The organism is Roseateles sp. GW821-FHT09G09, from assembly GCF_059415965.1.
Genome location: NZ_JBWKOG010000011.1, coordinates 111,773 through 130,239 on the forward strand (window position 1 = coordinate 111,773; position 18,467 = coordinate 130,239).

15 protein-coding genes are annotated in these 18,467 nt (G+C 71.8%); all 15 read right to left on the minus strand.

The features are described from left to right. The 15 genes from AC07O8_RS24640 to AC07O8_RS24710 all read right to left on the minus strand — a co-directional run bounded on the left by AC07O8_RS24640 (nt 1) and on the right by AC07O8_RS24710 (nt 18,353). Nucleotides 1-1,392 (minus strand): ATP-binding protein, encoded by a 1,392-nt coding sequence (locus AC07O8_RS24640; protein WP_297526299.1) that lies wholly within the window; start codon nt 1,390-1,392, stop codon nt 1-3. After that, a complete protein-coding gene (locus AC07O8_RS24645) occupies nt 1,376-3,295 on the minus strand; it encodes a contractile injection system tape measure protein (protein WP_495050564.1) in 1,920 nt (639 codons plus the stop codon). Before AC07O8_RS24645 ends, AC07O8_RS24640 begins: the two co-directional genes overlap by 17 nt. After that, entirely contained in the window at nt 3,288-5,918 is a 2,631-nt protein-coding gene (locus AC07O8_RS24650; protein WP_495050565.1) for a baseplate wedge protein, read from the minus strand. Before AC07O8_RS24650 ends, AC07O8_RS24645 begins: the two co-directional genes overlap by 8 nt. Continuing rightward, nucleotides 5,915-6,715 carry a hypothetical protein gene (locus AC07O8_RS24655; protein WP_495050566.1) on the minus strand — a complete coding sequence of 267 codons (801 nt, stop codon included), beginning with the start codon at nt 6,713-6,715 and terminating at the stop codon, nt 5,915-5,917. Before AC07O8_RS24655 ends, AC07O8_RS24650 begins: the two co-directional genes overlap by 4 nt. Then, the gene (locus AC07O8_RS24660; RefSeq protein WP_495050567.1) at nt 6,712-10,644 is read right to left on the minus strand and encodes a baseplate J/gp47 family protein; all 3,933 of its coding nucleotides are present in this window, start codon (nt 10,642-10,644) and stop codon (nt 6,712-6,714) included. Before AC07O8_RS24660 ends, AC07O8_RS24655 begins: the two co-directional genes overlap by 4 nt. Then, on the minus strand, nt 10,641-11,066 hold the full coding sequence (locus AC07O8_RS24665) for a GPW/gp25 family protein (RefSeq protein WP_297526294.1): 426 nt from the start codon (nt 11,064-11,066) through the stop codon (nt 10,641-10,643). Before AC07O8_RS24665 ends, AC07O8_RS24660 begins: the two co-directional genes overlap by 4 nt. A 1-nt stretch (nt 11,067) precedes the next feature. Then, nucleotides 11,068-11,367: a PAAR domain-containing protein gene (locus AC07O8_RS24670; protein ID WP_495050568.1), complete on the minus strand. Its 300-nt coding sequence runs from the start codon at nt 11,365-11,367 to the stop codon at nt 11,068-11,070. 13 nt (nt 11,368-11,380) lie between these two features. Next, nucleotides 11,381-13,174, minus strand: a complete 1,794-nt coding sequence (gene vgrG, locus AC07O8_RS24675) for a type VI secretion system tip protein VgrG (RefSeq protein WP_495050569.1) — start codon at nt 13,172-13,174, stop codon at nt 11,381-11,383. 1 nt (nt 13,175) lies between these two features. Beyond that, nucleotides 13,176-13,961, minus strand: a complete 786-nt coding sequence (locus AC07O8_RS24680; protein ID WP_495050570.1) for a CIS tube protein — start codon at nt 13,959-13,961, stop codon at nt 13,176-13,178. A gap of 1 nt (nt 13,962) precedes the next feature. Next, nucleotides 13,963-14,130 (minus strand): DUF5908 family protein, encoded by a 168-nt coding sequence (locus AC07O8_RS24685; protein WP_331613743.1) that lies wholly within the window; start codon nt 14,128-14,130, stop codon nt 13,963-13,965. Nucleotides 14,131-14,160: 30 nt separating this feature from the next. Further along, nucleotides 14,161-14,742, minus strand: a complete 582-nt coding sequence (locus tag AC07O8_RS24690; protein WP_495050571.1) for a phage tail protein — start codon at nt 14,740-14,742, stop codon at nt 14,161-14,163. Further along, entirely contained in the window at nt 14,742-15,167 is a 426-nt protein-coding gene (locus tag AC07O8_RS24695) for a phage tail protein (protein ID WP_495050572.1), read from the minus strand. Before AC07O8_RS24695 ends, AC07O8_RS24690 begins: the two co-directional genes overlap by 1 nt. Nucleotides 15,168-15,256: 89 nt before the next feature. Then, on the minus strand, nt 15,257-16,873 hold the full coding sequence (locus AC07O8_RS24700) for a phage tail sheath family protein (protein ID WP_495050573.1): 1,617 nt from the start codon (nt 16,871-16,873) through the stop codon (nt 15,257-15,259). A gap of 18 nt (nt 16,874-16,891) precedes the next feature. Then, the gene (locus tag AC07O8_RS24705; protein WP_495050574.1) at nt 16,892-17,764 is read right to left on the minus strand and encodes a hypothetical protein; all 873 of its coding nucleotides are present in this window, start codon (nt 17,762-17,764) and stop codon (nt 16,892-16,894) included. Between the two features lie 16 nt (nt 17,765-17,780). Beyond that, nucleotides 17,781-18,353, minus strand: coding sequence for a Pvc16 family protein (locus AC07O8_RS24710; protein ID WP_495050575.1), 573 nt, complete (start codon nt 18,351-18,353; stop codon nt 17,781-17,783). Nucleotides 18,354-18,467: the final 114 nt, after the last annotated feature.

An 18,467-nucleotide genomic window follows, 5' to 3' on the forward strand; every position in this document is an offset into this window, starting at 1 on the left:
CTACACCGTGCGTCCTTCCTTGCGCAGTTCCTTGGCGATGCCGCGGCGCAGGTCGGCAGCCAGGATGCGGTCGCGTCCCGCCTGCATCGCGTTGATCGCGCCGAAGCGCACCACGTTGGCGATGGCGCCGCCGGCCAGTTCATGCCGCTCGGCGAAGTCGGCCAGGTCGACGTCCACGTCCAGCCGCCCGGTGTGCCGCACCATGCCTTCCCACAGCCGCAGGCGCTGCTCGGCGTCCGGCATCGGGAAATACACCGCCGACTGGAAACGCCGCGCGAAGGCGTCGTCGATGTTGCCCTTGAGGTTGCTCGCCAGGATGACCGTGCCGGGGAAGTCCTCCACCCGTTGCAGCAGGTAGGACACCTCCTGGTTGGCGTGGCGGTCGTTGCTGCTGGATGTCGCGGTCCGCTTGCCGAAGAGCGCGTCCGCCTCGTCGAAGAACAGGATCCAGCGCCGGTGCTGCGCCTGGTCGAAGACCTGGGCGAGGTTCTTCTCCGTCTCGCCGATGTACTTGGACACGACCATCGACAGGTCGATGCGGTAGACGTCCGCGCCGACCTTGTCGCCGATCAGCGTGGCGGTGAGCGTCTTGCCGGTGCCGGGCGGGCCGAAGAACAGGCAGCGGTAACCGGGCTTGAGCGCCTTGTCGAGCTGCCAGTCCCGCATCAGCGTGTCGCCGTGGCGGGCCCAGGTGATGATGGCCTCGACTTCCTCCATCACGTCGGGATCCAGCACCAGGTCGTCCCAGCCGAGCTGGGTCTCGATGAGCTTGGCGGGGAACTGCGTGCTGTAGTCGGGCTTGCGCGATTCGCCCGTGCACAGCAGGTCCAGCGTGTCGGCGCCGGCCAGCAGCGCGGAGCCGTACCAGGGCTCGCCGGGCGCCTCATGCGCGAGCCGCACCAGCCCGAGCCGGCGCAGCGGCGCCGTCTCGTCCAGCATCTGCCGCAGCGCGAAGCGGCGCGACAGGTCCTCGCCCGCGAGCAGGAAGGCCGCCGTCTCCACCGTCGGCAGGAAACCGCCGTGGTGCCGGCCCTTCCAGCCGCCGAACTCGCAGAAGCCGCGGTCCAGGTTGCGGTTGCTGACGAAGAGCAGGTCCATCAGCTGCGGCCGCAGGTGCGGCGCCAGCGCGAGCGCGAGCACCAGCCGCTCGGCCGGACCGAGCCCGCCTTCCCGGATCAGGCGGGTGAGGTCGTCGTCGGGTGTGGCCGGCAAGGGCGGCGGAAGCGGCAGCTCGCCGCGATCCGCCGCCGCGTGCGGCGACGCCGGCGCGCCGTCCTGCCCGAAGTGTCCGGCCAGCCGCAGCTGCAGCACGTGGTCCAGCCACTGCAACTCGGCTTCCAAGGCCCGCGCGTTGGACGTCGCGCGCGGCGACGGGTCAGCGCCAGTCCACATGAATCACCCTTTCCATCCACGGATGTCGCAAGGTCGCGTAGCCCCACGGCAGTTGATCGATCAGCATGTCGAAGGGCCCCGGCTCGACCGCGAGCTGCCACGCGTCGTCGCGCCGCGCCAGATGGCCGGCGCGGCGCAGGAAGGTGCCGCGCAGGCCGTCGATCGAGGTCGTGCCCAGGATCCGCCAGTGCTGGATCACCGCGCCGATCAGGCCGTCGATCGCGTCGCGCTCGGCGTCGGAGAGATCGATCACGCGCGGCAGCGGCGCGTCCAGCGGCAGGCCGCAGAGCAGCTTGTTGAGCACGAGTTCCGACTCCGGCGCGGCCGCGTGGCCGGTCGCGAGCGCCTGCAGCAGCAGCGCGGCGCGCGACGCCGCCTCCGGGCCGATGAACGCGCGCTCGTCGGCGAGGCCGAGCATCGAGAACAGCCGCGGCAGGTAGGGCGACACCAGCACCAGGCCGGCGTTGCCGACGGCGATCTGCTCGGTCAGCGGATCCGTGTCGGGCGCCTCTGCGGCGATCGCCTGCTCGGGAGCGCGCGGCGCGGGAGGGGCCTTGCGCCATGGCAGCCGCAACACGTTCAGCGCGGCCGCCAGGACCGACGTGGCCGCGCGCACGGCGCGGTCGAACCATCGCGCGGGCGGTTCAGAACCGGGCGGCGCGTGGCGCTCCAGGTCTGCGCGGACCTCCGTCTCGTAGCGCGCCGGGTCGAAGCTCGTCGTCGGATGACGCACCGCGTGGCCGAGCGTGGCCTGCCAGAGCTGGCGCCTTCGCGCCTCCTGGGTCGCATGATCGGGAGGCGATGAGACCGTGCGGGTCGGCGCCGCACGAGGCGTCTCGCCCGCCGCCACGGCGGCGATCCACGCGGTGACAGCCTCGGCCGCGGGCTCGGCCATCCACAGGCTGAGCAGGCGCGGCAGCAGCGGCTCGGGCAGCGCCTGCACCAGCCGCTCGCGCACCGTGGCCGCCTCGCCGACACGTTGCAGCGTGGCGCGCAGCCAGTCGCGGTCCTCGCGCAGCAGCGGCGCCCACGCATGCGCGATGCCGCGCAGCGGATCGCCGCCGCCCGAGAACGCCGCGCCCGCATCCAGCGCCGCGAGCACCTGCGCCCGCAGCAGCATCAGCGCGGCCGGTCGCGGGGCCACCGCATGGTCCATCGCCTGTCCCAGCACCGATTCCCACAGGGCAGCGCGCGTGCGCGGCGACCGGCCGTCGCGCCGCGCCTGCGCGACGATGTCGAGCAGCTTCGCCGCCGCGGCCGGTTCCCCCGGCATGAAGGCATGGACGAGCGTGCCCAGCAGGTCCTCGTCGAACTGCGCGGCCAGCCGCTGCAGCAAGGCCGCGCGATCGGGCGCGGCGCGCAACGCGGCGACGAGCGCCCCCGCATCCTCGCGCAAGGCATCGCGGGCGAGGCTGACCGGATCGTCGCCGCGACCCTGCCACGGCAGCCGACCATGTCGAAGGAAATGCAGCAAGGCGTCGCGCCGCGCCTGCGGCCGGGTGCGCACGCGCAGGCCGGTCGCGCGGCCGGACGCGCTGATCGCGCCGGGGCCGCGCAGTTCCTCCAGCACGCGGCGCAGGCGTTCGCGCAGCACGCGCGGCGCCTCGGTCTCCCACTCCGCGGCGGGCAGCTCGCCCAGGTCGATCTCCAGCTCGTCCAGGCGCCAGTGTTCCTCGCGCGGGCAGCAGGCGTCGAAGACCTCGTCGATCACGCGCAGCAGCGGGCCCTGGACGCAGGCGACCAGGCGCGCCTCGGTCTCGCCCGGGGAGGCGCCCATGCCCTGGCCCACGTGCTGGCCCATGCCGTGGCTCGCGCCCTGGCCGAACCCCAGACAGGCGCCGAAGTCCGCGTCGACCGTCATGCGTTCGACGAGGTGCGGCGACGGGCGGTCGGACTCACGCATGGCCTTGCACGACCGGCGCCTGGCCGTCGTCCTCTCCGCGCGGTCCGCGGCCGGAACCGCCGCCGTTGCCGTTGCCCCCGAGACTGCTGTCCCTCGTCGGATCGTCTATCCCCAGGCGCTCGATCACGCGGCAGGCGGTCTCGTCCGCCAGCGTCCTGGCGCGGTCGCTGTCGGGCGCGCCGGCCCACGCGAGGCGCGCCTCCAGCCAGGCCGAATAGGTGTCCTCGAAGCGTTGCATCGGCTCGGCGTCCAGCCACACGCATCGCAGCGTCAGGTGAGCCGGGCAGCTGATGCGCAGCGTCTCCTCCGCGAAGTTGCGGAAGGCCGGCTGGGAGGTGCGCTGCGTCCATCCCGGCAGCACCACGGTCACGCGCAGTTGGTGGAAGTCCTTCGACAAGCCCAGTCGCGCATGCGCGAGCGCGTCCTGCCGCAGCGGGCGCAGCAGCACGTGCTCGACGACGTGCATGCCTTCGCTCTCCTGATCCAGATGGCGCAGGAAGAGCCGCAGGCTGGCGGCGCCGCGTCGCGCGTCGGCGGCGTCGGGGAACTCGCCCAGCAGCCACCAGCGCTGATCCTCGTCGGGGCCGAGGATCAGTCGGCAAGCGCCGCCGCCATGGCCGCTGCCACCGCTGCCGCGGCTGCCCTTGCTCGCACCTGCGCTCCAGGAATTCCCCGGGCTCGGCATCAACCGGTAGCGCGAACTGCGCTGCCCGGCGCGCAGCAGCCCGGCCGGGATCGGCAAGCGCAGCCAGGGCATGCGCTGCAGGTCCTCGCGCACCTGCGCGCGGTCGGCCGGCTGCACCGCGTGGCCGGCGGACGGCGCCAGCCGCACCGCGTCGTCGTGGCCGTCGAGCAGCCACGGTTGATGCCCGGCGCCCGGCGTCGCGACGATGGTGAAGCGCTGCTCGCGCAGCGCGCGCGTCAGCGGCCGGTCGTGCCATTGCTTGAAACCCAGCAGCAGGCTGGCCCGGCGCTGCAATCCGCCGCAGTTCTCCGCCACGTCCCACGATGGCCGGCCCGGGTCGAACCCGCCGGCGCGATCGCGCGTCAGCTGCACGATGTCGCGCAGCCAGGTGGCCTTGTTCTCCAGCAGCAGGGTCTCGGCCTCCTCGGGGCTGAGGTGGCCGAGGAACTGCCGCATCGAGTTCTGCGTGTAGGTCTCGCCGTGCAGCGCCAGCAGGTGGTCCAGCGCCCGGTTCTTGCGCCGCGCCGAGCGGTCGAAAGGCCGGTACACCGCCTCCGCCACGACCTGCGGCGGATGCAGGTAGAGCCGGTCGAGCCCCGGCACGGCCTCGGCGCCGATCAGCTGCGTCCACAGGCCCTGGCGCGCGCCGGGCGTGACCGAGAACAGCTCGCGCAGATGCTGCAGCTGTGCCAGGCCTTGCGCGATGGCCTGCTCCTGCATCACCAGGTAGGCCTTGAGCTGCTTGGCGCGGGCCTGCCGCTGCGGCGGCGCGGACGAGGGCACGCCATAGCGGCCGAGGCCGTAGATCGCGGGCAGGTGGTCCTGCACCGAGACATAGGCGTCCAGGCGCCGGTGCACGCCGCGCGGCAGCAGCTCGGCGGCGCGCGCGGCCTGCTCGGTGCGCCCGCGCGCGCGATGGGAGCGCCCGGCCGAGCGCAGGTCCTCCAGCCGCCGGCGCAGGTCGTTCCAGGCCACCGGCACGACGTTGCCGCGCCGCCGCACACTGATCGTCGACGGCACGTCCCGGTCGGGCAGGCGCAGCGACAGCGCCCAGTCCGCGCCGCGCCATTCGACCGAGCCCGCCGTCGCCTCACGGCCCTCGGCCCGCAGCGCGACCACGCGCGCATCGACCACGCCGGGCACCGACAGCACCACCGTCGTCAGGTCCGACAGGAACAGCCGCTCGGCGGCGTAGCCCGCCTCCGGCGCGGGTGCATCCTCGATGAAACCGTTGCGCAGCGCCGGACCGGTGTAGATGCGTTCCAGCGAATGGCCCTCGCGCAGCAGCTCGTCCAGCGTGCGCGAGACCGCTGCGCGCGCGATGTGGCGCGCGCAGCGGTCGTAGACCTCGGCCAGGATCTCGACGCCGTCGCGCGGGCCGGCGATGTCGATGTCGGCGTGCAGGTCGCAGGGCACGTCGCGCATGCGGACGATGTCGGGATGCAGGTCCTCGCCGAGGTTGCGGCGCTCGAAGTAGGCCGCGCGCGCCGCGGCGATGCGTTCCGACGCGTCGTCGCCCGACACCGTGGCATCGCGCGACAGCTGCAGCTGCAGCCGGTACAACCCCGTGCCGGGCTCCGGCACCAGCGTGGCGTCATCCAGGCCGGGCGTCGCGTCGAGCAGGTGCCGCCGGTAGTCCGCCGGCGTGGTCGGCCGGCAGGGGAAGACCTCGGCCGGCGGATGCAGCGACAGGGCCTCGTAGTCGATGCTGCCGTCCGGACCGGTGAGATGGTCCGCGACCGGGAAGCCGGCGCGATAGACGACGTCGGTGAGACCGAAGCACAGCTGCTCCAGCATCGTGATGCCGGGGTCGTGCAGGTTGTGGTCGGTCCACACGCCGCCGCTGAGCTGCTGCAGCAGGCCGATGCCGCGCGCGCGCAGCCCGTCGAAGCCGACGTCGCGTTCCTCGTCGGTCGTGGGCGACAGCTTGGCCGTCACAACGTGCCTCCCGTCATCTCCGGGTCGAACCACAGCTGCGAGACGGAGGCCTGGATGACCTTGCCCTCGCCGTAGTCGCATTGCGTGCGGATCTGCAGCCGGTAGCTGGCGCGCCGCCCGTGGCCGCCGGCCCAGCGCAGCTGGATGCGGTCGCAGCGGCGGCCGTACCAGGCGTGCTGGCTGCGGATGCGCTTGCGCGGCGAGAGGAACTCCAGCCAACCCGGCAGCGGGTTGTAGGTGTTCATCGCGATCGCATGCAGCATCGCGAAGCGTCCGCCGTCCTTCTGGCCGACGCCGGCCATCACCTCGAAGGCCTGGCAGCCGCTCAAGGGGCCGGTCAGGTCGTGCCACTCGCCGTCGGCCTTGAGCGGCTGGCCGGCGTCGTCCTCGCGGCGCAGGTCGCCGAGCCGCCCCGACGACGCGACCACGCCCGCCACCTCCAGCGCCTGGCGCGGCCGGGCCGTGCCGATGCCGACGCGGCCCTCGGTGTCCAGCGCCAGCACCGGATCCCGCGTGCCGGCGGCGCGCGCGTCGCCGTGGTGGAACAGCAGCTGGTCGCGGTCGCCGCCGTAGGCCATCGACCAGATCGCCTCGCGGCCGCTCTGCTCCCGGTAGAAGCTGATCAGCGCGTCGTGGCTGACCGGCGTCGACACCTCGAAGCCGTTCTCCGGCGTCTTGCGGAAGCCCTCGTCGCTCATGTTGAGCATCGAGTCGATCAGGTCGCCGAAGTGGTCGCTCGTGGGCAGCCGACCTTCCTGGAAGAACTGCTTGAGCGTGTCGCGATTGCGGGTCGTCATGGCGCGCTCCTGCCGATGACGAAGGCGGGTCCGGCGTCCTGCCGGTCCGGACCTCCAATGACGAAGGTGCTGCCGACCGCGAGCCGGTCGACGCCGGTGGCGCGCGGCGACACCGTCTCCGGGAAGCGGTCGACCGCGGTGAGGATGTGCTGCGGCATCGGCAGCGCGATGCTCCACGGCAGCCGCGCGCGCGCATGGGCCGCGCCGGTCGCTGGTCGCGTGCCGTCCTGGCCGGGCCGACCCGATTGCGGGGCGCCCACCGGCGCGCGGGCCGTGTCGGACAGCGTGTAGACGTCGCGGTCGTCGCAGGCCACGGTGATCAGCGACAGCTGCGTCACGAAGCTCACGCCGTCGAGCGCGCGCAGCCGGGCCTCGAGGTCCTCGCTGCGCACCAGCCAGTCGAAGCGCGCCCCGTAGCCGTCGTCGAACCACGGCGACAGGCAATGGACGATGGCCTCGTTGACGCGGCGCAGCGTCGCGCCTTCATGCGCGCCGCGCGTCAGGCCGAGCGTCGCGCGCAGCTGCAGCCGGTCGTAGGCGGGATTGCGGACCTGGAAGCGCGCGAAGGGCGAGCCGATCTCCGCCAGCGCGGCGGTCATACGTGCCAATTCGACCGCGTTGAAGCGCGGCGCCGCGCAGGCCAGCGCGGGCAGATTGCGCGGCAGCGTCGGGATCACCACCGCCGTCACGCCGCCGCTGCCGTCCTGCGCCGGGATGCAACGCACCTTCATCACGTCGGGGAAGCGCGAGAGCAGCAGCCGCTCCACGTCCCAGCCCACCGAGGCGCGGCCCTTGTGCTGGAGCCGCTCGCCGGCGCGGGTGATCATGGCGTGCTCGCCCTCCTCGCGCTGCAGGCTGAAGGACCGCCCGACCTGCGTCACCGCGGCCAGGCCCGGCAGCGTCGCCGAGGGACGCACGATGACGCCGTCGGCCAGCGGCTCCGGCGGCGCGGGCGGCTTGCCGCCGTTCACCGCTCCCGGCATCTGCCGCCGCAGCCGCAGCCCTTGCGTGCGCACCGACACCAGGCCCGCGAAGGTGTCGAAGGCCTCGCGCGCCGACAGCCGCAGCCAGTAGAGCCCGGCCGGCATCACCGTGTGGTCGGTGCTCATGTCGCGCGGCAGGTCCAGCGTCACGATGCCGGAGGTCAGGCAGCCGTGCGTCGTGTCGCCCAGCACCCGCGAGGGCGCCAGCGGTCGCCACTCGTCGTTGGCCAGCGTGGCCCAGGACACGCCGCGCGGGCGGTGGCCGTTGAGCAGGCTGCGCGCGGAGGACTCGCGCAGCTGGAACAGCAGCGTCAGCACGCCGCCGGGATCGGAGGAGGCCAGGCCGATGTAGAGGTTGCCGTCGGCGCCCAGCCGCGGCAGCAGGTCGTGCCCGCCGCCCGAGACCGCCGAATACAGCGTCTGCAGGCCGAAGGGATGGAGGTGGAACAGCCGCTCGCCGTCCACGCCTTCGGGCGGATCGTCGTCGCGGTCCAGCGCGATGACGCTGGCGGCCTCGTAGTTCAGCGAGAGGCGCTCGATCATCGGCGTGTACGGCGGATTCGGCAGCGGGCTCGGGCGCCTGGTGCGGGCGTTGGCGGCCACGGTGGCGGCCAGCTCGATCGGATAGGCCGCGTGGCCGAAGGCCGCGCGCGGGCCGCTGAGCTGCAGCCGGCACAGGCCGTTGCGCGGGATGGCCATCGTCGACCAGTCCTCCTCGGTGGCGCGGCTGAGCTTGCGCACCGAGCCGGGGTCGATCTCGATGTGCTGCGCCGCGACCAGCTCGCCGGCCGGGGTGGGGTCGGCGAACAGCGGCTGCTGGGCGGAGCGGTTCGCGCAGGCCTGCCATTGGCCGTCGCGCAGCCAGGCGATCTCAGTGGTGAAACGGCCCTGGCGCAGCTCCTTGCCGGCGGGGCCGCCGTAGCCGGCGTAATGCGTGTCGAAGCCGCCGGGCTCCAGCGGCAGGCCGCCCCATTCGATGTCCAGCGACATCCGGTCCAGCGTCTTGCGCGCCGCCTCGGGCGAGCCGACGACCAGGTAGGACGACAGGCCCGGCAGCGGACCGAAGGGCGCGAAGGCCTTCGACGGGTCGAGCCGGCCCAGGCCGTTGGCCAGGCGCACGTCGCGCACGCTGCGCACACCCACGCGCAGGTCGACCTCCGCCAGCGGCAGCCGCGCCAGCAGCGAGTAGGGATAGAGCCGCCCCTGCGTCGCGACCTCCAGGCGCAGCACCGGCAGGCGCGTTGGCCACTCCGCGCCGTGCACGGCGGGATCGCAGCCGGTGATGGCGGGCGCGTCGGCGCGCAGCCGGATCAGCAGCGACAGGCCCGCGCCGGCGGCGCGATCGAGGCGGCTCTCCACGGTCCACCAGCCGGTCGCCGTGCTCAGGCTCAGGCGGAAGGCGCCCTGCAGCAGCCGGTCGAAGATGAGCGCCCGGTTGGGCGAGCCCGAGCCGTCGAACAGTGCCGGCAGGCCGTCGCCGAGCAGGCGGTGCGCGGCGTTGCGCATCGAGATCCAGTCGGTGTCGCGGAGGTCGTCGGGGGCGGGCGCGGCCGCATCGCCCCCGGCCAGCAGCCACTGCGGCACCAGATTGCCGAAGGCCTCCCGGAAGGTCTCGGCGGTCTTGGCGCGCAGCACCGCGTCGCGCAGGCCGCGCAGGTCCGGCGCGGCGCCGGACGAGGTCTGGCGCAGGATCACGCGGATCTCGCGCTCGCCCTCGCGCAGCCACAGCAGCGGCGACGCGATCGCCAGCCCGATGCGCGCGTCCTCGGCCCCCGCGCCGCCGGCCGCGCCGAACAGCGGCCAGACCGTGCGGCCGTCGGCCACAGGCTGCGCGACCTTGGCGCGGGTGACGTAGTTCAGGTCGCGCTCGGGCGCGATCAGCCGGTCCCGTTCCAGCCGCAGCGTGCGCAGCGTCTCCACCCGCGCGTCGGTGACCGTCAACGGCCCGTCGCTGACGAAACGCACCGGCCGGCCCGCCGCGTCCTTGCCCGCGTCGAAGGCGGTGCCCGGCGGCAGGAAGACGTCGCCGGGGGCGCGCAGGTCGCGCTGGCAGGCGAGGTGCACGCTGTCCGCGCGCGACGGCGCGAGGTCGAAACCGAGGCAGTCGCGGTAGTAGAACGCGGTGTGGCGGGCGGGGAAGCGGTTGACCTCGCGCTGCGCCGTCTCGCACACCTTCAGGAAGGCGATCAGCAGCGCCGCCGCAGGCTCGTGGTTGGCCGTGGCGATGCTGTCGGGCAGCAGCTCGCGCGCCAGCCGGCGCACTTCCTCCACCGCGCTGAGGAAGGCGAAGAAGCGCTCGCGCAGGCGCTCGCGGTCCTCGCGCTCGGCCTGGGGGTCGACGGTCGGCTCCTCGCCGATCGTGCGGTGCCACATGCGCGAGAGCTCGCGTTCCACGGGGCTGGGCGGGCGCGGCGCGGACGCGCCGTGCTGGCCGTCGGGGCCGTTGGGTCCGTTGGATCCGTTGCTGCTGTTGGGACCATTCGATCCGGCCGCCGCCTCGGCCCCCAACAGGAAGCGGCGCTCCACCCAGCGCAGGTCCGCCGCCAGCTGCTGGTCCACCAGCAGGTGGATGCGCTCGCGCAGCACGCGGGGCGCGGTGTCGTGGATGCCCGCCAGCGCGCGCCACCACAGGTCCAGCCAGCCGGCCAGCGTGAGCACCTGGCGCGCCAGGTGCGGCAGCGGGGCGGCGTCCACCTCGCGGCCGAAGTGCTGCTGCATCGGCCACGGATCCACCGCCGCGATGCGCGCCATCACCAGCGTCGGATCGGTGGCGAAGAGCGTGCTCCAGTCGCCCGCGTCGTGATCGTCGAGGTCGATGAAGCGCAGATGCCGCGCCAACTGGGCCGTCATCTCGACGCGCTGCTCGAAGTCCAGGTCGTCCGGGCGGAAGTAGCCGGGGGCCAGGGCTTGCGGGAAGCGCTCGCGCTGTTCGGTGCCGGTGCTCATGCGGGTTCGCTCCCCAGCACGTCGCCCTCCCGCACATAGAGCGGGAACACGAAGTTGTGGCGGCTGTTGCTGCTGCGCAGCGTGTAGTCGAGCTGGATGCGCAGCACGCCGTCGTACAGCCCGGAGGTGTCGATGTCGATCGCGTTCAACGCGATGCGCGCCTCGAAGAACAGGATGGCCTGCTGGATCAGGCTGCGGATCTCCGTCAGCGTGCTGTCGTTCATCGTCTCGAAGACCATGCGCCGCAGGCCGCAGCCGTAGGTCGGGTGCATGATGCGTTCGCCGGGCGCGGTGGTGAGCAGGATGCGCAGGCTTTCCTCGACGTCGGTCACGCCCGACACCATCACGCCGCCGCGGGTGCGCCGGTCGAAGGCGGGCGGGAAGGCCCAGCCGGTGCCGAGGAAGTCGTGGTCGGCGTCCATGTCAGCCTCCGATCATCACGGTCGGCAGCCCGATCGCGATGTTCCCGCCGTGCGCGGTGGTGTCGCCGACGCGCGCGGCCGGCCGGCCGCCGATCATCACCGTCGCGGAGCCCATGACGATGGCGTCCGGCGGGCCGACGCAGGTCGCGTTGTCGCCCAGCACGGCCGCGGGCAGCGAACCGATCAGCACCGTCGGCACGCCCGGTCCGATGACCGGACCGCCCACGTGCGGGATCGGCGGCAGGCCGGGCGTGACCATGGGACAGACATGCAGGTCGGTGAGGCGGGCGGCGGGCGGCACGGCGTGTCCTTTCTCAATTGATCATGACCATCGCGCCCTTGACCACGGTCTGACCCGAGGCCGAGAGTTCCGCGGCGGCGTTGCCCTTGGCGGAGAAGGCCATCTGCGCCTCGCAGCTGACGTTCATGCCGGTCGTCTTGACGTCGGCCTTGGACGTGATCGACACCGCGCCCACGGCGTCCAGCTGGATCTGCCCCTTGGCGGTGACGGTGATGTCCTTGGGGCTGTCCAGCGCGATGCCCGAGGGGCTGAGCTCGACCTTGTTGCCGTTCTGGTCCTCGAGCAGGATGGACTTGTCCTTGTCGCTCAGCACGATGCGGTTGTTGCCCGGCGTGGTGACGGTGATGACCTTGTCCTTCTCGTCGAACTCGAGCTTGTGCTTGCAGCGCGTGACGAAGGCCTTGGTGTCGTTGGGCGCCGCCAGCGCGTAGGGCGGCGTGCGGCTGCTGCTGTAGAGGCTGCCCAGGATGACCGGGTGCGAGGGGTCGCCGGCGAAGTAGCCCAGCACGACCTCGTCGCCGACCTCGGGCAGGAAGAAGGCGCCGAAGCCGCTGCTGGCGTGCGACTGCAGCAGCCGCGCCCAGACGCCTTCGGTCTCGGCCTGCAGCACCGGCACCTTGACCTGAATGCGCTGCTCGCCGGCCGGATCGGCGTCGAGCTTCATCACCACGCCGACCTGCAGGCCCGGCACCGGCGGCAGCAGGCCGGCGGCCGGTTGCGCGGGCACGTCGGGGCGCGCGCTGAACCAGTCGGGATCGAGCCCGAAGTCGGCCTCGGTCGTCCAGGCGCCGTCCTCGATGTGGTGGCGCAGCCCGGTGATGTAGACCGCGCCGCTGAAGCGCTTGCCCACGCCCTGCAGCTCGATGAGCCCGCCGACCTTGGCCTTGGCGCTGCCCTGGAAGCTCAGGCGGCCGCGCAGCCGCGCCAGGCCGGACTTGAGCTGCTGGGCCTTGGCCCACTGCGTCAGCATGTCGCGCGACTGCGGCGCGCCGGCCTGCAGCCGGAAGCTCGCCAGGCCGATGACCTCGGACAGGGTGCCGGTGTCCAGGTCGCCCTGCACCGGCAGCGCGGCCGGGTCGGCGGCGGTGCCTTCCAGCGCGGCCTGCGCCTTCGGATCCCAGGACACCGCCATCGCGCTGCCGTACTGGTGGCGGGCGTCGACGTCGCCCTCGAACGAGATCAGGTCGATGCCGTAGCTCACCGACAGCGCCGCCTCGCCGGCCGCCTTGGGCGTGGCCACGGTCAACGCGCCGTCGTTGACCGACACCAGCATGCCGTTGGCATCGGCCCGCGTCAGCAGGAAGTCCCAGTCGCTGCAGAAGTGCTGCACCAGCTCGGGATGGGTGATCGTGGTCGCCTCGACGTCGGCGGCCAGGCCGTGGGCGCCGGCCAGCGTGCTCATGATGTCGCTGTCGAGCTGGTCGATGTAGTTCACGTTCCGCCGGCCGACCGTCATCTTCACCGCCTTGTCGCGGCACTCGACGATCAGGCGCGCGTCGTTGTCGCCCTCGACCCGCAGGCCGTGGCGCACGACCAGGCCTTCGAAGATGGTCTCTTCCTGCAGCCCGTAGCCCGCCTGCACCGTCAGCGCGGCGCCGGGCTTGAAGTGGGCCGCGTCGCTGAGCGGGAACTCGCGGTCCGGCATGTCGCCGTCGTTGAACACCAGCCGCGCGCTGGGCACGGTGTTGGCGGCGCGGCGCACGGTCACCGACATGAGGTCGGCGCTTTCGGGCAGGCGCTCGCCGTCGATCAGCACGCTGAGCGACACGACGCCGACGCTGTCCTGGAGCGGTGAGACGCCGGGCATGTCACTTCCCCACCGGTGGAAACTTCAGCACCGTCCCGGGTGGGATGTTGCGGAAGTCGGTCAGACCGTTGTAGCGGGCGACCTTCATGAAGGATGAGGAGTCCCCGTAGATCTGCTCGCACAGCGCGCCCAGCGAGTCGTTCTTCTTCATCGTCACCGTGCGCGTCAGGTCGGAGGTGCTGGCGCGGTTGGTGACGCGGCGCTCCTCCTCCTTGCTCATCGCGCCGACGAAGCTCATGTCCACCTTGGCGCGCAGCGGATCGCCGCCCGGCTTGAACAGCGTGTACTGCGTCTTGAGCGACTCCAGCCGGCCGAAGAAGATGAGCGTGCCCCACAGCACCCGCACGTAGGGCGGCTCGGTGCGCAGGTCGATGTATTCGTACACGACCTTGTTGAGCTGGGCGAGCTGGCCCTTCACGTCGGTGGGCTGGCCCGGCACGGCCGGGACCACGCCGGTGCTGTCCAGCACGATGGAGAAGTTGACGCGCTCGTCGTCGATGGCGCTGAACTTCGGCTCCACGCCGGGCGAGCCCTGCGACTTGGTCTTGTCGTAGCGGATGCCGAAGCTGTGGCTGAACTCCGACGGGTTGATCTGCGCCTGGAAGGTGACGTCCTTGTCCAGCTCGACCGTGCCGGTCTTGCTGAGGTTGTAGCGCGTCAGCAGCAGCCGGGTGAGCTGGGGCGAGGCGGACGTGTCCGATGAGCTCGACGAGCTCGACGAGCTCGACGAGCCCGATGAGCCCGACGATGCCGAGGCAGCGGAAGCAGCGGAAGAGGACGTCGCCATCTCAGCGCTCCCGCTGCGCGCGCAGCCGGTCGGCCAGCCAGGCGCGGCATTCGGCGAGCAGCTGCTCGCGCAGCCGCTGCAGGTCGCGCTGCGTCATCGCGGGCGCGGGCGGCGCCGGCGCGGGCGTGACCTGCGAGCGGATCAGCAGTTGTCTCACTTCGATGCTCATGGTGCTTGATCCTGAGGGTGGCCCCTGGTGTCACATCAACCGGTTGGAGCCCGCGTAGGCCAGCTCGATGCGTTCGATGGCGACCTCGTTGCGGGTGGCCTGGAAGGCCTCGACCGACCACTTCACCGGATAGGCGTTCTGCACCGACCACACCCGCAGCGGGCCGCCCTGTTCATCGAGCAGGAACACATGCAGCTGCTTGGGGAAGATCGGCTGCGCCAGCCCGCCTTCCAGCACCGACTGGCACCACAGCAGCAGCCGCGACTCCATCGTCGCGATGCCGCGCGAGAGCACCAGCTTCGGATGCTTCACCGCCTTGGGCAGCTGGTGCACGAAGGCGTTCTGGCCGCCCTCGGCGACGCTCTCCGTCTCCATCTCCGGCCCCAGGCCGTTGACCTCGCGGAAGGCGCCGTCCGCATCCTTGGCGTTGGCCCCGAAGGTCACCGCGAAGTGGAAGGCCGGGGGCGGGTAGAGCGCCTGCGCCGCCTTGCCCTGCGGACCTTGCGAGGGCGGCGCGCCCGTCGCGCCGGCCGGTCGCGGCGTCGGCGCGCGGGTCACCCGCGCCGACGGTCGCGCCGCGGGCGGCAGCGGGGGAGCGGGCGGGATCGCCATCAGGCGTTGGCGATGACGAGGCCTTCGTGCGCGATCACGATGGTCTCGATCGCCACCTCGTTGCCGGTGGACTTCAGGTCGGTGCTGGTGATCTTGGTCGGCCACGCGTTGGCCAGGGTCCAGACCATGGTCGGCTTGCCGGCCTCGTCCAGGAGACTGATGGTCACCGGCTTGCGCTTGATGGTGTTCATCTTGATGTCGTTGAACCAGTCCCAGAACTTGTTGTCGCCCTTGAAGACGCCTTTCTTCATCGTGACGTCGCTGTACTTCTTCATGCCCGGCATCTTGAGCACCGAGAACGCGGGGCTGTCCCCGTGCCGGTACTCGATGGGCTGCGCTTCCACGTCCAGTCCGGACACTTCCTGGAAGGACATCACCGCCGAGTCCCACTTCACTTCGAAGCGGAACTTGGGGAGGGGCCACACCGTGGCCGATTGCGCTGATCCGTCGTCTGCCATTGCCTGCCTCCACGAGGGTTATGAGGTCGGAAAATTGAGGGTGCGTGATGCGGCCGTCACGACTTCTGCATCTGCTGCTGGAAGGTGATCTCGATGAATTCGGCCGGGCGGCTGATGGCGACCAGGACGGTCACGCGCAGGATGCCTTCGAGGATGTCCTCGGCGGTCATCGTCTCGCCCAGGCCGACGTGGACGCTGAAGGCGTCGTCGGGGACCGCGCCGGCCAGGCCGCCGCGCTTCCAGATCCCGGTGAGGAAGCTGGAGATCATGCTCTTGATGGTCACCCAGGTATTGGCCACGTTGGGCTCGAACACCATCGCCTTGGACGCGAGCCGGCAGGACTCCTCCAGCATGATCATCGTGCGGCGCACGTTGATGTAGCGCCAGTCCAGGCTGTTGCCGTCCAGCGTGCGGGCGCCCCAGACGAGCACGCCCTCGCCGATGAAGGACCGGATCGCGTTGATCGACTTGCCCTGCGTGGTGACGTTGAGGTCTTCCTGGTCCTCGTGCGAGATGGTGACCTCGGGCGAGACCACGCCGTTGAGGCTGACGTTGGCGGGCGCCTTCCAGACGCCGCGGCTGTTGTCGACCATCGTGTACACGCCGGCCATCGCGGCCGAGGGGGGCAGCAGGTTGAGCCGGTTGCGCGCCTCGGTCATGACGGTGTTGTAGAGCGGGCTCATCGAGACCAGGCTCTTGTGCAGCAGCGACTTGTGCGTCTCCACCGCGACGGCGAGCGCGGCGGGCGTCAGCGCCTTCTGCTTCTCGAGGTCGGACTTGGTGGACGCGTTGACCAGGCCGGTGACGTAGGTGGTCCAGTCGTCGTCGGTCTTGACGATGTCCGCCACGGCCTGGGTCTGCTGCGCGGTGCGCGGCGGCATCGCGGGGTCGACGGCCTCGGGCAGCGACAGCTCCTTGCGCAGCAGCTGGGCCAGCAGCGCGGGGTTGGCGATGCGGGTGTAGTCCAGGTCCTTGTCCTGCACGACGGTGGTGTTGACCCACGGGTAGTAGGCCGCGGCGAAGTCCAGGAAATTGACGCCCAGGTCGTTGCGGAAGCCCTCGATCGGATCGCCGCCCGGATCCTTGCGGTCCAGGTAGCCGTTCCAGACGTCGAGGATGGCGATGCGGTTGCGCATGCGGCCGCCGCAGTGCTGCAGCATGGCCTGCTGGACGGCGACGCAGTCGGCGCGCTTGAGCAGGACCGCGTCGGGGATGACCAGCATGGTCGGTTCCTGCTCCTTGACCAGCGTGTCGATGCCGTCGGTGAGCGCCTGCGCCTCGACCAGGCCGCCGTAGTTGCCCACGGAGACGACGTAGCAGGGTCCGCCGCCGTTCTGGAAGAAGTGCACCATGCCGTGGTACAGCAGGAAGCGGCCGCCGTCGGCGCCGTCGGCCTGGGTCAGGGCGTAGTCCTTGTCGTCGCCGCGGAAGTCCGAACGCGTGTTGGGCGGCGCCTCGGCGATGGTCAGGTGGGGGTCGGGACCGTGGCCGAAGTAGGTGTGGTACTCCGCCATCGAACTGATGCGCCAGGGCTTGTTCAGCAGCGACTTGCCGCCGTTCTCGGCCCGGCGGGTGTAGCCGACGAAGGCGGGCACCGCGGTGGCCACCTCGACGACCGAGTTCGGAAACGCATTCTTCTCGACGATATAGACACCGGGTGTCTTCATAGCCATGGCGGCCTCCTCTGCGGGTTAGCGATGCACGTGGATCTCGGAGACGATCGCCGGTCGGCCGGCTATCGTTTCGCGGGCGAGCAGTTGCGCCGCCGCCGTGGGCAGGCGGCGGATCAGCACCTTGTCGTGGTTGCCGGCGCCGCCTTCGAGGCGGCTGCGCAGCTGGAAGCGGCGCGGCGAGCGCTGCGCCAGCGGCACGCGCTGCAGGGACCGGATCGCCAGCATCGGCGTGCCGTCGTCCAGGCGCTCGAGCGCGGGCGGGCTGAAGTCGGTCTCGCCGGCCAGGTCGACGACGGCGAGCGCGGGCTCGGTCCAGTCGCCCAGCAGGCAGTACTTCCAGACGGTGGCGCGCGGCGCCAGCGGCCAGCGATAGCGCACCGGCCAGGCGGCGGGATCGTGCGGCGGTCCCGGGTCCGGCGGACGCGACAGTGGCAGACGCGATAGCGGCAGGTGCAGCAGCGCGAATGGGATCACGCGGCGGTCGTGCGGCGTCAGCAGCGGCGTGAGCTCAGGCGCAGCCAGTGCCTTGGGTCGGGCTTCGAGCGCGTTGTCGGCGCTACCCGGCTCGACCCACAGCAGTTCATGCGGTCGGTCGGCCGCGTCTTCGGTACCGCAGGCGAAATCGTCGTCGGTGGCGAAGACGCACCAGCTCAGCGCGCCGCCGTCATCGAAGGCGCCGGAGCTGTCCTCGGCATCGGCGTGCAGGCGGTCGATCGCCTCGGCCGGACCGTGGATCCGCAACGATCCCCCGTCGGCCCGCACCAGCGCGTCGGCGCGGCGCAGCCGCTCGGCGGTGGTGCCGGCGGGGACGAAGCGCAGGCCGCGGCAGCGGCCGTCGGCGTAGTAGCCGTGGGCGACGTCCACCTGCAGCAAGGGGAAGTAGGGACCCATGATGTATGCCCGCCCTTCAGCCGTGGACGCCGACCGCCGGCGTGCGCACCGACGGCAGTTGCGCGTCGGGCTTGCGGGCGTCGATGGACAGGAGGCGCACGCGGTACAGCACCGACGGCACGTAGCGGCCGCCGAGCACGCCCCACAGCGTGGCCAGGTCGTGCAGGCCCAGCGGCTCGATGTTCAGCGTGAGCTTGTCGATGCGCGGGTCCAGCCCGGGCGTGTTCTGCGGATCGAGCACTGGCGTGGCCTGGAAGCAGGCGATGGTGCTGCCGATCAGCTTGAGCGCTTCCGGATAGGTGGTGCCGCCGTAGTTGGCCGCGATCATCACCAGCAGGTTGAGCTGCACCGGCGGTGCGTAGCGCGCCATCCGCTCGCCGCTGCCCAGCGTGTGCGCCGGCATGCCGGGCACGGCGTCGCGCTCCAGGTTGACCAGGAAGGCGCAGAGCCGGTGCGCCGCGCCGGCGGCCGGGGCGCCGTCCGCCTCATGCAGCGCGGTCACGGCGACGAGGTCCTCCGCCGACTGGTGCGAGCGGCGCAGCACGGCGTTCAGGTGGCCGGCGATGTGGAGGAGGGCGGCGTCAATCATGGGTTGAACGATAGGAGCGCGGCACCCCGGGGCCCATCCGTCGGATGCCGATGTTGGGGGCCGGCTTTTCGGAGATTCGGCTCAGCGCGGCGGGGTGGGGGGCCGGCGCGTCGG